The sequence below is a fragment of the Rhodoferax potami genome (assembly GCF_032193805.1).
Taxonomy (GTDB): Bacteria; Pseudomonadota; Gammaproteobacteria; order Burkholderiales; family Burkholderiaceae_C; genus Allorhodoferax; species Allorhodoferax potami_A.
In genome coordinates, this window is record NZ_JAVBIK010000001.1 from 775,944 (window position 1) to 789,425 (window position 13,482).

Consider the following 13,482-nt stretch of genomic DNA (forward strand, 5'->3'; position numbering starts at 1 on the left):
ATAAAAAAGGGAGTAGCAGTGCAGATTGATCCGGAAACAGCATTAGCTGCGTTTGAAACGCTGAAAAGTACTTTAGGAATAATTGCTGATAAAGCGAAGCCAAAAGTTAAAGAGCAACTATTGAAATGGAAAGCCCCCGATTTAGCTGAAAAGTTGCAGGAGAACATTAGGCAGATAGGGAAAATTACAACAATTGCGAGCCGCGAAGCGTCAACAATTGACGAAATTTATTATCCCTCTCGGATAAAGCTCGGGAAGTCAGGCAGTAGGGTAATTGCTTTTGCCTCGGAGTTAGTTACTGGGAACTCCAGAGTAACTCTAATAATTGGTACGGCCGGTCAAGGAAAATCTGTATTTCTTCGTTACTTATGTTTAAGAGATCTCGATGTACAAGGCAATCTTCCACTTTTTGTTGAGCTCCGAAAGATTGATGAAAACAAGACTCTAAATAGTCTTCTTCATGAACACCTGGTTTCACTTGGAATCGGCGAGGAGGACCCTGAGGAAGTACTTAAAGCATTACTAAAATCAGGAAAAGCAAAGATATTTCTGGATGGTTATGATGAAATTAGTCGTGAATATAGCCTTCGAACAAAGGCAGAAATTACTCGACTGATTAGAAACTACGACAAAGTAAACATTCTGATTACATCTCGCCCAGGAGCAATCTCTCAGCATCTCGGGGATTCGTTTGAAATTCATCAATGTGAAGTTGCTCCTATCTCCCCAAACGAGCATGACGAGTTCTTTCAGCGCATCGGCGTCCCGTTAGAAACAAAACAACGCCTTCTTGGAGCGATTGGCCGGAGCAGGGCTGAGATAAAAATTCTGTTGTCTACGCCCTTGATGCTTACTTTGTTGGTAAAAACTTGCGGTGCTCAACAAGATTTACCAGATACATTGCCCGAGTTTTATGACTCGCTGTTTAATGTCCTTGCCAGTACCCATGATGGTACAAAACCTGGTTATGTGCGGCAAAAAGCGACGGAATTGGGAAACACCGACCTTGAGATGCTATTTTGCGCATTCTCCTTTGCTTCAAAAGAGCTTTTTAAGAAAAATTCTTTATCACAGAGACAGCTTGAAGAATCCTTCACGAATGCAACTCGAATTTCTGATGTTCGATGTTCAATAGAAGGATTTAAAACAGATGTCACAGAGACCATTTGTCTAATGGTTAGAGATGGGCTCGACACAGCATTCATTCATAAAAGTATCCAAGAATACTATGCTGCTCGATTTATTCACACTCTTGAAGATAAAGAGAAAGCACGAGAGATACTGGAGTCAATTGGAACTGGCAGCATTTTTGAATGGTCGAGCGAACTACAGTTTCTTGAAGATTTTAAAGACAAGTCCTTCGAAAATGTTATTGGAATACCGCACGCTGCTAGTTTGTTAGACGAGCTATGCTTAAAGAAAAAGCAAAGAACCGTTTCAGGCCAAAAGTTGATTAGATTCCTAAGAGGCTTTGATATCTCAATTGGAAGATCAAAGGAAACAAAAGAAATAAGGACTGCAAGCTGGAGCTATCATCACAAGTCAAGCCCAACCAACAGATACTATGCTGAACTAATGTCTGCAATAGTGCACGAAGTAATGTCAAGTGCATCAAAGTCCTCGAGGGTGGATTCAATGTCGGACACACTCGAGATCATTAAACTGGCTGATTTACTCAAAAGTGATTTACGTCTTGCTCAGAATGCAGTCTTGGCAGTTCAAAGGTATTGTGAAAAGCTTGAAAGGCGCATGAATGCTATGAAAGATAGACAAATAAGAAAGAGCGCCGGATTGATAGCACTGCTCAGCAGGCCCACCATGAGCACAAGCTGAATTCGAATTTGACTTTTTTATTTGATCGCAATATCCAACAGTGTTGAGATGCAACCCCAAACCATCCTCCACTTCTGGTTCACCGAGCTAACCCCCAAGCAGCACTTCGCCAAAGACGCTGCTGTGGACGAAGCCATCCGCACCCGCTTCGGCGCCACGCTGGAGGCTGCGGCGAGGTGTGAGCTATTTGCCTGGCGCGCCACGGCCGAGGGGCGGCTGGCGGAGGTGTTGGTGCTGGACCAGTTCTCGCGCAATGTGTACCGCGACACCGCCCGCGCCTTTGCGCAGGACGCGCTGGCCCTGGTGCTGGCGCAAGAGCTGGTGGTCAGTGGGCAGGACCGCAGCCTGCCCCTGGCGCAGCGCAGCTTTGCCTACATGCCCTACATGCACAGCGAGTCCGCGCTGGTGCACGCGCAAGCCGTGGCCCTGTTTTCGCAGCCGGGCATGGAAGACACCCTGCGCTTTGAGCTGCGCCACAAAGAGATCATCGACCGCTTCGGCCGCTACCCCCACCGCAACGCCATCCTGGGCCGCACCTCCACGCCCGAGGAGCTGGCTTTCTTGAGCGAACCGGGGTCTTCGTTCTAGGTTTCATCTGGAATTTGCTACGCTTTTAGTAGCTGCTAGCGCATATTCCACGAGGGCTAGAGGCCAATTCAACGTAAATCCTCGAAGCACTAATAAGATATTCCTGTATGAAATCCAAACCAAAACGCTCGCCCTTAGACAGAAACAAGCCTTTACGAGCAGCTGGGCAATCCTTAACTGAGCAACTTCAAGACGAAGCCTATGACCACATCTTGGCACCTGCTTTGCTCGCCCTAATGTTGGCAATCATGGCAGGCCTAGAGTGGTTCAGGTATCTGACCGCTGCCAAGCCTAATCCGATCATTTACACGGCTATTGCTGTAATCGCAGTGGTCTACGCTGCAATCAAGATAAGTCGAGCTCAGAAGCGCCTGTCCCAACTCAAACTGGGCCGAGATGGAGAGCGCGCAGTAGCAGAACATCTGGAGTGGTTACGGAGAAAAGACTTTGTTGTCTTCCATGATGTGCCAAGTGGCGATGCCAATGTGGACCATGTATTGATTGGCCCTCAGGGCGTGTTCACCATCGAAACCAAAACGCACTCCAAACCACTACGCGGCGATTGCAAGATCTCCGTAGCTGGGGGCGAAGTGTTTGCAAATGGACAGCGAATTGACCGAAATCCGGTGATTCAAGCCAAGGCGCAGGCGCGTTGGTTAGGTAACTTCTTGCGAGAGAGCCAGTTTCAGCCCTTCGTTTGGCCGGCAGTTGTCTTCCCTGGCTGGTATGTCGAGTCCTTTGACAACGTTGCAGAGGGTGTCTGGGTAGTTGAGACAAAAGCGCTGACCAAGTTCATCGAGAACGAACCAGTTCGTCATTCGTTGGATGAAGTGAAAGCAATGGCATCGGCTTTGCGAAGCTACGTCCGTGCTCAGCAGTGAAGATCATCCGCTACGCTTTTAGTAGCTGCTCGCTCATATTCCACGGGCGCTAGAGGCCAATTTCATACATAAAAGCCCCCACGCGTACACTGCTCCGCCATGGGCTCTTTGTTCAATCTGTCTCTGCTGGCGCTGGCCATGCTGGCCTTTGCGGGCAACTCGCTGTTGTGCCGCGTGGCGCTCAAGGGCGGCGCCATGGATGCGGCCAGTTTCACCACTGTGCGGCTGGTGTCTGGCGCAATCACGCTGGCCGCCTTGGTGTGGCTGCAGCGCAAACCAAGCCCGCAGGGCGCGCACACCGCAGCACTGCCGGGTGATGGCTGGTCGGCGCTGGCTTTGTTTGTGTATGCGGCTGGGTTCTCGTTTGCCTACCTCAGCATGTCGGCGGCCACGGGGGCGCTGCTGCTGTTTGGTGCGGTGCAGGCCACCATGATTGCCTGGGGCCTTTACCGAGGCGAGCGCTTGAGCCCGCAGCAGCTGGGCGGTTTTGCGCTGGCGGTTGCGGGGCTTGTGGTGCTGATGTTGCCGGGCGTAGCGGCGCCGGGCTTGGCAGGCTCTGCGGCCATGCTGGGTGCCGGGGTGGCCTGGGGCGCTTATTCACTGCTGGGCCGGCGCCAGCCCGCCCACGGTGGCGCTGACCCCACGGCGGTAACGGCGGGCAACTTCATTCGCACCGTACCCATGGCGCTGGTGCTCAGTGCGGTGGCGCTGCCGCAGCTTCACGTCACCAGCAGCGGCTTGGTGTTTGCTTTTGCCTCGGGCGCGCTGACATCGGGCGTGGGCTATGCCGTGTGGTACCGGGTGTTGCCTACCCTGCAAGCGACCCACGCCGCCACGGTGCAGCTCAGCGTGCCGGTGATTGCGGCTGTGGGCGGCGTGGTGCTGTTGGGCGAGGCCGCTACCTGGCCGATGGCGCTGTCGGGCTGCGCCATCTTGGGCGGCATTGGCTTTGTGATTTGGAAGAAGGCCTAAGCGCCCGCCACCACCAGTGCTGCTTACACCGGGCCAGTGAACTCCCCGCGCGCTGGGTAGTCTTTGCTCACCGCGAAGTCGATGGCACCGATCAGGTCTTGAAACTGTGGGCGCGCAAAAGGCATGGTTTGCACTGCACCGTAATACAACGTGCCGTCAGGGCGCACGATAAACACACCGGGTTCTGAGAACAGGGCGGGCTCTTCTATGCCGATGGATGTTTTGCCACGCGAGGTGCTGATGTACAGGCCCCACTCGCGGGCGGCCTTGAGGCTCAGCCCGTAGCCGAACTTGAGCCCTTGAGCATTGACCTTGGTGGCCATTTGCTGGGCGCGGTCTGCATCGTCGCTGCTGATAGCCACCACCTGCACACCCCGGCTCGCAAACTCGGGCGTCAGGCGCTCCAGTTCGAGCAAGTATTTGGCGCACAAGGGGCAGTGCAGCCCGCGGTAAAACACCAGCAGGTCAAACGTGTCGCCGGGGTTGGCGCCCAGCACAAAGCGGCCGCCAGTGGTCAGCGCCACATTGAGGGCAGGCACGGGAAAACGGGGCATGAGGGACTGTGAGCGCATGGGGCTTCCTTCTGAGGGATCGATTAAAGCAACCATTGTGTAGTACTCTAAGCAAACATTGGTTCACTATTGATTGCAATTCGTTCAGATATGCCCACAACCCGCTTACCCACCAACGCCCGGCTGGACCGACTCTCTGCCCTGTTGCAGGCAGCCGCACCGCGCGTTGAGTTGGGTGCGCCCCACGCGCAATGCCAAGGGCAGCCCAACTGTTTGTCGATGGGTCTGTTGGCTTCGGAAGGCTCCAACACTCCCCACAGCCTGGTGGTTGCACAAGCCCACTGCAGCACAAACATAGGCACACCCACTGTGGCTTTGCAAGTTCATCTGGACGGGCCTGGCGCACCCATGCTGTTGCGCGAGTTTGCACAAGCTATGGTGGTTCCACTCCGTGGTGCGGACGACGCCTTGGCATTGGCCGTGCAACTGTTGTACCGCGAGCTGGTAGCACCGCGCTGCGGGCAATCTGCCATGTTGGCGAGCGCGGGCAACATGCTGTTCATTGGGCTACTGCGCCACTTGGTAGCCCAGCCGCAAACACGCCAGGGCTTGTTTGCGGGATTGAGCGATCCGCGCATTGCCGTTGCGCTGGTGGCCATGCACGAGCAGCCGCACACCGGCTGGGTGCTGGAGTCTTTGGCCGAGCGGGCTGGTATGTCGCGCACCGCCTTTGCCACCCGATTTAAAGACGCCATGGGCACCTCGCCGGGCAAATACCTGACGCAACTCCGCTTGCTGATCGCTGAGCGCGCGGTGCAATCGGGCAAAGGGCTTAAGGGTGCTGCCCGCGCCACTGGCTACAAAGATGCGTCTGCACTGTCGCGGGCGCTGGGTCGAGCGCGCAGCCAGGGCGGGCGCGTGGCAACCACCGGTGCTGCTTTGCACACCGGTTTGTAAGATTTTTTGGGTTGGCCGGACCAATAGTCTTTACCCCGCACTGCTAACTCACCATGAAAACCTTGCTTATCCGCTGCGCCGCATTGCTGCTGGCCGCTCTTGCCACCATGGTCCACGCAGCCGAGCCTGTGAGCACCGGCTGGATGAGTGGGGCCGCCATTGGTGGCAAAGATGCGGTGTCGTATCACTCACCCGAAGCCAAAGCCAGCCACCAGGTGGTGGAAGGCAGCAGCACGTTTACCGTGCAGTACCTGGGTGTGCCTTGGCGCTTTGCATCCAAGGCCAGCGCCGACAAGTTTGCAGCCAACCCGGCAGCCTATGCGCCGCAGTACAACGGGCATTGCTCTAACGGGCTGTCCCTGGGCGAAGGCTTGATACCCACCAGCGGCTCGGTGTGGGAGTTTTTTGACAACAAGCTGCACTTGTTTTACGCCGAGCGCGGCCGCCAGCGCTGGCTCAATGGCGATTGGAAAGCCTATCGTCAACAGGCGGACAAAGCGTGGCAGGAAATACTGGCCGCCAAGCGGTGAATCGGCGTGGGCGGTGAGCGTGCTACCCAAGCACCTCGCCAAACACTTTGGCTGGGCGAAACCATCAGTGTGCACTTCAGCGCTTAGGGCAGTTGATTTGCTACGCTTTTTGTAGCTGCTCGCCTATATTCCACAGGCGCCAACGGCATATTTGGCACATAAAGGGCTTGCTCCGGTAAACTCCACCACATGCCCGTACAAGCACTCCAGTCTCCAGCCGTTTTGAGCGCCGCCCGCGACTTTGCTCGCCGGGTAGCTTTGACATGGCCCATGCAGAGCGCCATGTTGTTTGGTAGTCAGGCACGCGGAAACTCGCGCATTGGCAGCGACACCGATGTGGCCGTCCTACTGCGTGGCGCACCGGGAGACTTTGTTGCGACCAAGCTGGCGTTGGACGATGTGGCCTACGACGTGTTGTTGGACTCTGGCATCCGCATTCAGCCGCTGCCGATTTGGGAAGGCGAATGGGCACATCCTGAGCAGTACAGCAATCCGCGCTTGTTGGAAAACATTGCGCGTGAAGGGTTGGCGCTTTGACACCCCAAGACTTGATGGCAAAGGCAAACCGCGCGATGGCCTCCGCCAAGCTTTTGTTGGACAGCGGTGATGTGGATGGCGCTTGCAACCGAGCCTATTACGCGATGTTTGACGCCGCTAGAGCTGCACTGCTATCCATTAAAGCGCCTGTTCCAGCAGAAGTGGCGCGAACCCACAGCGGTCTGATTGCCGCTTTTAGTTTGCACTTGGTCAAACCCGGAAAAGTTGCCATTGAGCATGGTCGCTCACTCAATAAGGTTGAAGATTTGCGCCTCATTGCCGATTACCGGGGAGACCCCGTGACTCTGGAAAACGCAGCGTGGGCTTTGGAGCAGGCCAATAATTTTCTGGCCGCCGTACAAGCATTGCAAAGCAAAGACTTGCCTTGATCCACGGTTTACGGCTTTTTGCTTGCTACGCTTTTAGTAGCAGCCTGCGCATATTCCACAAGCGCTACAGGCTGATTTCGCATATATCCGGCGAACGCGCACTCTATACTGCCGCATGCCTCAAGCCCACCCTACCCTCACCCCTCAGCTGCTGCGCCAGCTAACGCTCAACCCCGCTGACCACCCCCGCGGTGTGGCGCACTTGAGCGCGGCCAGCGGCCTGGTGCGCGTGGGCGAGCGCCTGTATGTGGTGGCCGACGACGAGGTGCACCAGGGCGTGTTTGACAGCAGCGCCATGCATGCACCCGGCGCGCTGCTGCGCCTGCTGGAGGGCGACTTGCCGCACGACAAGGGCGCGCGCAAAAAAGCCAAACCCGACCTCGAAACCCTGGCCCAGCTGCCGCCCCTGCCCGGCCACGCCCACGGGGCTTTGTGGGCCTTGGGGTCCGGCTCTAAGCCCAAGCGCGAAACTGCTGTGCTGCTACCGCTGGATGCACAGGGCGTTCCGCTTGGGCAGGTGGGCACCGTCGATCTAGCGCCGCTGTATGCGCCGCTGCGCGAGCGGTTTGCAGACCTGAACATCGAAGGCGCTTTCCTGCTGGGCAACGAATTGCTGTTGCTGCAGCGGGGCAACAAGGGCAACGCCTTGAGCGCGTGCATTCGCTACGAGTGGAACCACATTGCCCCGTGGCTGGCAGGCCAGCAGTCCCAGCCACCCGCCCCCTACGACGTGCAGACCATGGACTTGGGCGAGGTGGACGGTGTGCCCCTGAGCCTGACCGATGGCACGCCCCTACACGGCGGCGCCTGGGCCTTTTGCGCGGTGGCCGAAAGCACCGACGACAGCTACCACGACGGCGCCTGCGTGGGCTCCGCCATTGGCATCGTCACGCCTGATGGGCAAGTAAAGCTGCAGCTACTGGCAGGCGCCCCCAAGGTGGAAGGCATTGCCGCCCAAGCCGCGGACGGTGGCTGGCAGATCACCCTGGTGACCGACCCCGACGAGCCCCGCTCCCCCGCACAGATGCTGCAAACGCACTGGGTGCTGTAACCACGCACAAGCAACCCGCCCCATGGCCCGCCGCAAGCAACACCACGTGTATGTAATTGAGCTGCACAAAGACGTGATGCTGGAGCCCCGCTTTCGCAAAAACAACCCGGGCTATGTGGACGGCAAGCCCTGCGTGTACGTGGGCATGACCGGGCTGGACCCGGATGTGCGCTTCGACAAACACAAAGCCGGCATTCAGGCCAACCGCTTCGCCCAGCAATACGGCCTGCGCCTGCTGCCCGACCTGTTTGAAGGCTTCAACCCCATGAGCTACGACGACGCGGTAGACAAAGAAATAGAAGTCGCCATAGACCTGCAATCGGCCGGGTTCGGGGTTTGGCAGGCCTGAGATTCCATCGTTCAATTGCTATGTTTTTAGTAGCTGCACGCGCATATTCCATGTGCGCTAGAGGCCAATTTGAGGCCTAACCGCACCCTCCCCGCTACACTGCAAGCCATGCAACGCAACTGGTATGAGCGGCACATCTTGCCCACGGCGCTGGACATGGCCTGTGGCATGCCCATGATCGGGCGCATGCGGCAGCAGGTGGTGCCGCGCGCGCAAGGGCGCGTGCTGGAGGTGGGCATTGGCACGGGGCTGAACATGCGCTACTACGACAAGGCCCGTGTCACCCACATCACCGGCCTGGACCCGGCCTTGCAGATGCACCCGCTGGCGCAAGAGCGCATTCACAGTGCTGGCTTGCAGGTGGACTTGATCGGCCTATCTGCCGAGCAGATTCCGCTGCCCGATGCCAGTTTTGACACTGTGCTCATCACCTACACGCTGTGCACCATTCCCGACCCGCACGCCGCTCTGCTGGAGATGCGCCGCGTGCTGGCACCCACAGGAAAGCTGCTGTATTGCGAGCATGGGCGCGCGCCCGATGCCTCTGTACAGCGCTGGCAAGAGCGTTTGCAGCCGCTGTGGGGCAAAGTGGCGGGTGGCTGCCATTTGGGGCGCGATGTGCCCGCCTTGCTGCAAGCCACGGGCTTTGCCCTGCCGGACCTGCAAACCCGCTACCTCACAGGCCCACGGCCTTTCACTTTTCATTACTGGGGCGAGGCGCTGCCGGCCTAGCCACAATGGCTGCGCGTTTTGCGATACAAATAGCGCCATGCCCCACACGCCCACACCGCCGCCCGATTTCACGCCCACCTTTGCCGTGGTGCCGCCCGGCCCCTTGTCCGGCCCCTTGCAGTTGCTACCTGTAAACGCCGATGTGCTGGCCGTCCACACGGCCGATGGCGCGCATGTGGGGTCGCTAAAAAAGATTGGCGCGGTCTGGAAGTTCAAGTCCATGGGCTACGACGAAGCTGGTGCCATGGAGCCCGGTGGTGGCCCGCTGACTGACCAGCACAACATGCAGTTCCAGACACCCGATGCAGCTGAGGTGAGCGCGCGCTTGCTGGCCGGCTAGCCCGCGCGGCAGCTGGGGCTTAGCTCTGGACCTGGTTTCGCCCGCTGCGTTTGGACTTGTACAGGGCGGAGTCGGCGGCGGCCATGAGTGCATCAACAGTTTGGCCGGTCTTGTAGGTGGCGGCACCAATAGACACCGTTATGGCCAGCGGCGGGGTGGTGGGCAGCGGCTCGGCCTCTACAGCGAGGCGCAGGCGCTCGGCCACCTCCAGCGCAATCTGCAAGGGGGTCAGGGGCAGCACGATCAAAAACTCTTCCCCCCCGTAGCGGGTGCACACATCGCCCTGGCGCAGGCCCTCGCGGACGCGCTGTGCAAAGGAGCGCAGCGCTTCGTCACCGACCAGGTGGCCGTGGACGTCGTTGATTTTTTTGAAGAAATCGATGTCCAGCATCAAGATAGAGAAAGGCTGGCCGGTGCTGACCGAGAACTCCAATTGTTGTTTGAGCAATGCATCGAGCGCGCGGCGGTTGCCCTGCCCGGTGAGCGCGTCGGTGGCGGCATCGATGCGCACTTTGGTGAGCAAGCCGCGCAGTTGCTGGGCCAGCGCCGCATTGGACAGTTGCAGAGCAATGCCCTCCCGCACACGGTTGGCAATGCGGCTGGAGTGATAGAACATGAGCACCTGAAACACGCTAAACGCCACGATCAGGTCCACGGTGTATTGCTGGTTGGCGTGGCTCGCCAGCCCCAGCACCGAGATGCTCCACATCAGCCCGCTTTGCAGGTAGTAGCCGCGGATGTAAGACACATACACCTGCGCGTTGACGGCACTCACCCCGCACAGCAGCGCCACCATGATGGCGTCCAACAGCACATCGTGCCCCGCCAGCAACCAGCCCAGCAAGCCCCACGCCATACCGTCCAGCGCCGCCATGACCCGCAGGCGCGGGCCGTGGGTCTGCTGGTCGCATCCGTCTTTGAGGGCGCGGTCGATCGAAAGCAAGCCCATCATCCACACCGCAAAGAACAGGACCAGCCAAAGCAGCAGGTTTTTGTCGGGCACACGCCCCCATGCCATCCAGGCAGCCACAAACCAACCGGCTGGTGTGGTGTGCAAGGTTTGGCGAAACGACGCCACCCACAAGGTAAAGCCCGTCTGGTTAACCACCAAACGGTCGCTGACCGATAGATCGGGAAGGGGCTGCATGGGCAGGGTGGGTGTGGGTTTGCGGCTATTCGGGGTGCAGCTTCTGGATTCCATTCTAAGGAGACGTTTGCAAAACAACCATCCTTTTTGGATGTAACCGATGACGGCAAGGGCCTGTTGGGTCAAACTGGGCCGGGCTCGTAAAATAGTGCGCTTTGTCGTCCGGAACCCCTAAAAATCATGCCCCAAAAATCCAATAACAAACCTTTCGTGATCGGCGTTGCCGGGGGCAGTGGCAGCGGCAAATCTACCGTGACCCGCGAGGTGCTGGCCTCCATCGGGCCGGGCATGGCATCTGTGGTCTACCAGGACGACTATTACTGCGACCAGACCCACTTGGCGCCTGAAGAGCGCGTCAAAACCAATTACGACCACCCCGACGCCTTCGACTGGCCGCTGATGGTGCAGCACATGCAGGCACTGCGCCGCGGTGAGGCCATCGACATGCCCACCTACGATTTTGTGACCCACAACCGCGCACCCAGCACTGTGGTGGTGAACCCGGCACCGGTGATCGTGATTGAGGGGCTGTTTGCGCTGTTTGACCCTGAGCTGCGCAAGATGATGTCGCTGAAGATTTTTGTGGACACCGCGGCCGATGTGCGATTTATCCGCCGCCTGCAGCGCGACATTACTGAGCGCGGCCGCAGCACCGAGAGCGTGATCGCCCAGTACTTGGAAACCGTGCGCCCGATGCACAAGCAGTTCATCGAGCCCACCAAGCGGCACGCCCACGTCATCCTGCCCCACGGCGCCAACGACCCTGCGGTAGACATCATCACCACCAAGGTCAAAACCCTGATCCGGGATTTGGATCGGGGCTAATCTCTATCCTCTGGTGTAAGGACTGTCCTATCTACTACGCGCCTTACATCATGAAACACAAACACGCACGCCCACAACAACGGCCACCGTTTTTCTCGTCGGTGGGCAAAGATGCACTCTTGTTGCTTGCAGTGGTGCTCATATTGGGCTTGGTGTACGCCACGTCACCTTCCAAAGCGGACAAAGGGGTGGTTTTGCCGCCGCCCTCTGCTGAAGTGGTAGCAGCGGTAGGTGACACAGCTCTTCCTACAGAAACAGCGGTGTTTGCCGGGGGATGCTTTTGGGGAATACAGGCTGTGTTTCAGCACACTCAAGGGGTGCTGAACGCGGTGTCTGGCTATGCCGGAGGCAGCGCTCAAGATGTCACCTACGACAAAGTGAGTAGCGGCCGCACTCAGCACGCTGAGGTCGTGCAAGTGCAGTTTGACCCTCGGCAGGTCAGTTATGCGCAGTTACTGCAGATTTTTTTTTCCGTGGCCCACAACCCGACGCAGCTCAATGCGCAGTACCCGGATGTAGGCACGCAGTACCGCTCGGCCATTTTTTACGCCTCGTCGAACCACAAGCTGGCGGCGGAGCGCTACATCGCACAACTCATTGAGGCCAAATCATTTGAGGCGCCGATCGTCACCCAGCTGGAGCCGCTACAAGCGTTTTACCCGGCAGAGGCATATCACCAGAATTACGCCACTCTGCACCCAGAGTCGAACTACATCGCGCGGTTTGACCGTCCCAAGATAGACAACCTACACGCCTTGCTGCCCGCGATGTATCGAGCCCAGCCAGCACTGGTTCCATAACAAACAAGCGACCTGGGGCCCTCAGACCACTGCCAACACAAAGCGCAAGGCCGCGTTGACGGCAGTCACTTGCGCGGCAATGCACTGCTCGGGGTTGGCGCGGGGGCTGTCGGGGTAGACCTCGGTGATGCTGGTGTAGCGCGCCCCGGTGATGCCGGTGCACAGACCCCAGCCTTTCACGTCATAGGCAATCACACCGGGTGCCTCTAGCGGGGTGCCGATCAGGCTGCCCTCGGCGTCGGCAGGCGCAATGTGCGTGACCTGCTCCACAGCGCGCAGGATGGCCTGCTGGAATGCGGGCTGGGGGTTGGCGGTGTCGTCCACCAAGTAAAACCCATCGGGAATCACGCACGGTTCAAAGGCTTTGCCATCCCGCGCGGCCACGGCGGGGCGGTACTCGCTCTCGTCGGTGTCGGTGGTTTCGTGCAGGTCGATATGGGCGGCAAACTGCCCCAGCAGCGGCGCAACCAGGCGCATCAGAGCCGCACTCTCTGGGGCGGGGCTGTCTGCACGGAAGCTGCGGTTGGGGTCCAGCGCATCAAAGTTCCAGCGCTGAATGCGCTCATAGGCCCAAGGGCTCACGCAGGGCGCGACCAGCAGGTTCACCCGGCCGGCAAAGGCTGCTGCGTGGTCTGCTGCAAAGCGCAACGCGCCATGCACACCACTGGTCTCGTAACCGTGCACCCCGCCGGTGACCAGCACGGTGGGCAAAGCACTGCTCCAACTTCGGCTGCGGAGGGCCATGAGCGGGAAACGCTCTTCAACTTGCGCGGCATCGGCATACACCACTTCGCCATAGCACTCCACATCCCACTGCGCGCGCAACTGCTCTATCGCAGCCAACACGTCATCGGCATAGCTGCGCTGGCGCACCTGGCGGGCGCGCCACTGTTGCACCTCGGCAGGCCCCCAAGGCTGGCCAGGAGTACCCAAGGGATAGAAACGGGAGAGGGTCATGAAAATGCTTTGACTGTAAAACTTGTTTGCTACGATTTTAATAGCTACTAGCGCAGGTTATCAGAGCGCCAGAGGGCTTTTT

At 58.3% G+C, this 13,482-nt stretch carries 17 protein-coding genes; 14 read left to right on the forward strand and 3 right to left on the reverse strand.

Translation table 11 applies throughout. The features are described 5' to 3' along the window. The first annotated feature begins 18 nt into the window (after positions 1-18). The 4 genes from RAE19_RS03665 (at position 19) to RAE19_RS03680 (ending at position 4,274) form a co-directional block, all read left to right on the forward strand. On the forward strand, positions 19-1,833 hold the full coding sequence (locus RAE19_RS03665) for an NACHT domain-containing protein (RefSeq protein ID WP_313873643.1): 1,815 nt from the start codon (positions 19-21) through the stop codon (positions 1,831-1,833). 48 nt (positions 1,834-1,881) lie between these two features. Continuing rightward, a complete protein-coding gene (locus RAE19_RS03670) occupies positions 1,882-2,421 on the forward strand; it encodes a DUF924 family protein (RefSeq protein WP_313873644.1) in 540 nt (179 codons plus the stop codon). Between the two features lie 107 nt (positions 2,422-2,528). Then, positions 2,529-3,302, forward strand: a complete 774-nt coding sequence (locus RAE19_RS03675; RefSeq protein WP_313873645.1) for a nuclease-related domain-containing protein — start codon at positions 2,529-2,531, stop codon at positions 3,300-3,302. A 99-nt stretch (positions 3,303-3,401) separates the two neighbouring features. After that, a complete protein-coding gene (locus RAE19_RS03680) occupies positions 3,402-4,274 on the forward strand; it encodes a DMT family transporter (RefSeq protein ID WP_313873646.1) in 873 nt (290 codons plus the stop codon). Between the two features lie 23 nt (positions 4,275-4,297). On the opposite strand, the gene RAE19_RS03685 is transcribed toward RAE19_RS03680, so the two are convergent. Beyond that, the gene (locus tag RAE19_RS03685) at positions 4,298-4,846 is read right to left on the reverse strand and encodes a peroxiredoxin-like family protein (protein ID WP_313873647.1); all 549 of its coding nucleotides are present in this window, start codon (positions 4,844-4,846) and stop codon (positions 4,298-4,300) included. Between the two features lie 90 nt (positions 4,847-4,936). Between RAE19_RS03685 and RAE19_RS03690 the strand changes: the two genes are divergently transcribed. The 8 genes from RAE19_RS03690 to RAE19_RS03725 all read left to right on the forward strand — a co-directional run bounded on the left by RAE19_RS03690 (position 4,937) and on the right by RAE19_RS03725 (position 9,671). Then, the gene (locus RAE19_RS03690; RefSeq protein WP_313873648.1) at positions 4,937-5,743 is read left to right on the forward strand and encodes an AraC family transcriptional regulator; all 807 of its coding nucleotides are present in this window, start codon (positions 4,937-4,939) and stop codon (positions 5,741-5,743) included. 53 nt (positions 5,744-5,796) lie between these two features. Continuing rightward, complete coding sequence (locus RAE19_RS03695; RefSeq protein WP_313873649.1) at positions 5,797-6,273, forward strand: YHS domain-containing (seleno)protein; 477 nt, start codon at positions 5,797-5,799, stop codon at positions 6,271-6,273. A gap of 189 nt (positions 6,274-6,462) precedes the next feature. Next, on the forward strand, positions 6,463-6,810 hold the full coding sequence (locus RAE19_RS03700) for a nucleotidyltransferase domain-containing protein (RefSeq protein WP_313873650.1): 348 nt from the start codon (positions 6,463-6,465) through the stop codon (positions 6,808-6,810). Beyond that, the gene (locus RAE19_RS03705) at positions 6,807-7,199 is read left to right on the forward strand and encodes a HEPN domain-containing protein (RefSeq protein WP_313873651.1); all 393 of its coding nucleotides are present in this window, start codon (positions 6,807-6,809) and stop codon (positions 7,197-7,199) included. The genes RAE19_RS03700 and RAE19_RS03705 overlap by 4 nt, the downstream gene beginning before the upstream one ends. Positions 7,200-7,314: 115 nt before the next feature. After that, positions 7,315-8,250, forward strand: coding sequence for a DUF6929 family protein (locus RAE19_RS03710; RefSeq protein WP_313873652.1), 936 nt, complete (start codon positions 7,315-7,317; stop codon positions 8,248-8,250). A 22-nt stretch (positions 8,251-8,272) separates the two neighbouring features. Beyond that, positions 8,273-8,599, forward strand: coding sequence for a hypothetical protein (locus tag RAE19_RS03715; RefSeq protein ID WP_313873653.1), 327 nt, complete (start codon positions 8,273-8,275; stop codon positions 8,597-8,599). A 108-nt stretch (positions 8,600-8,707) separates the two neighbouring features. After that, positions 8,708-9,331: a class I SAM-dependent methyltransferase gene (locus tag RAE19_RS03720; RefSeq protein WP_313873654.1), complete on the forward strand. Its 624-nt coding sequence runs from the start codon at positions 8,708-8,710 to the stop codon at positions 9,329-9,331. A gap of 37 nt (positions 9,332-9,368) precedes the next feature. Next, entirely contained in the window at positions 9,369-9,671 is a 303-nt protein-coding gene (locus tag RAE19_RS03725) for a hypothetical protein (RefSeq protein ID WP_313873655.1), read from the forward strand. A 19-nt stretch (positions 9,672-9,690) separates the two neighbouring features. Here RAE19_RS03725 and RAE19_RS03730 read toward each other — a convergent pair whose 3' ends face one another. Continuing rightward, the gene (locus tag RAE19_RS03730) at positions 9,691-10,818 is read right to left on the reverse strand and encodes a GGDEF domain-containing protein (protein WP_313873656.1); all 1,128 of its coding nucleotides are present in this window, start codon (positions 10,816-10,818) and stop codon (positions 9,691-9,693) included. 180 nt (positions 10,819-10,998) lie between these two features. Between RAE19_RS03730 and udk the strand changes: the two genes are divergently transcribed. Both udk and msrA read left to right on the forward strand, forming a co-directional pair. After that, positions 10,999-11,643: a uridine kinase gene (gene udk, locus RAE19_RS03735; protein ID WP_313873657.1), complete on the forward strand. Its 645-nt coding sequence runs from the start codon at positions 10,999-11,001 to the stop codon at positions 11,641-11,643. Between the two features lie 50 nt (positions 11,644-11,693). After that, positions 11,694-12,443 (forward strand): peptide-methionine (S)-S-oxide reductase MsrA, encoded by a 750-nt coding sequence (msrA, locus tag RAE19_RS03740; protein WP_313873658.1) that lies wholly within the window; start codon positions 11,694-11,696, stop codon positions 12,441-12,443. 21 nt (positions 12,444-12,464) lie between these two features. On the opposite strand, the gene RAE19_RS03745 is transcribed toward msrA, so the two are convergent. Further along, the gene (locus RAE19_RS03745) at positions 12,465-13,400 is read right to left on the reverse strand and encodes a M14 family metallopeptidase (RefSeq protein ID WP_313873659.1); all 936 of its coding nucleotides are present in this window, start codon (positions 13,398-13,400) and stop codon (positions 12,465-12,467) included. Positions 13,401-13,482 lie beyond the last annotated feature (82 nt).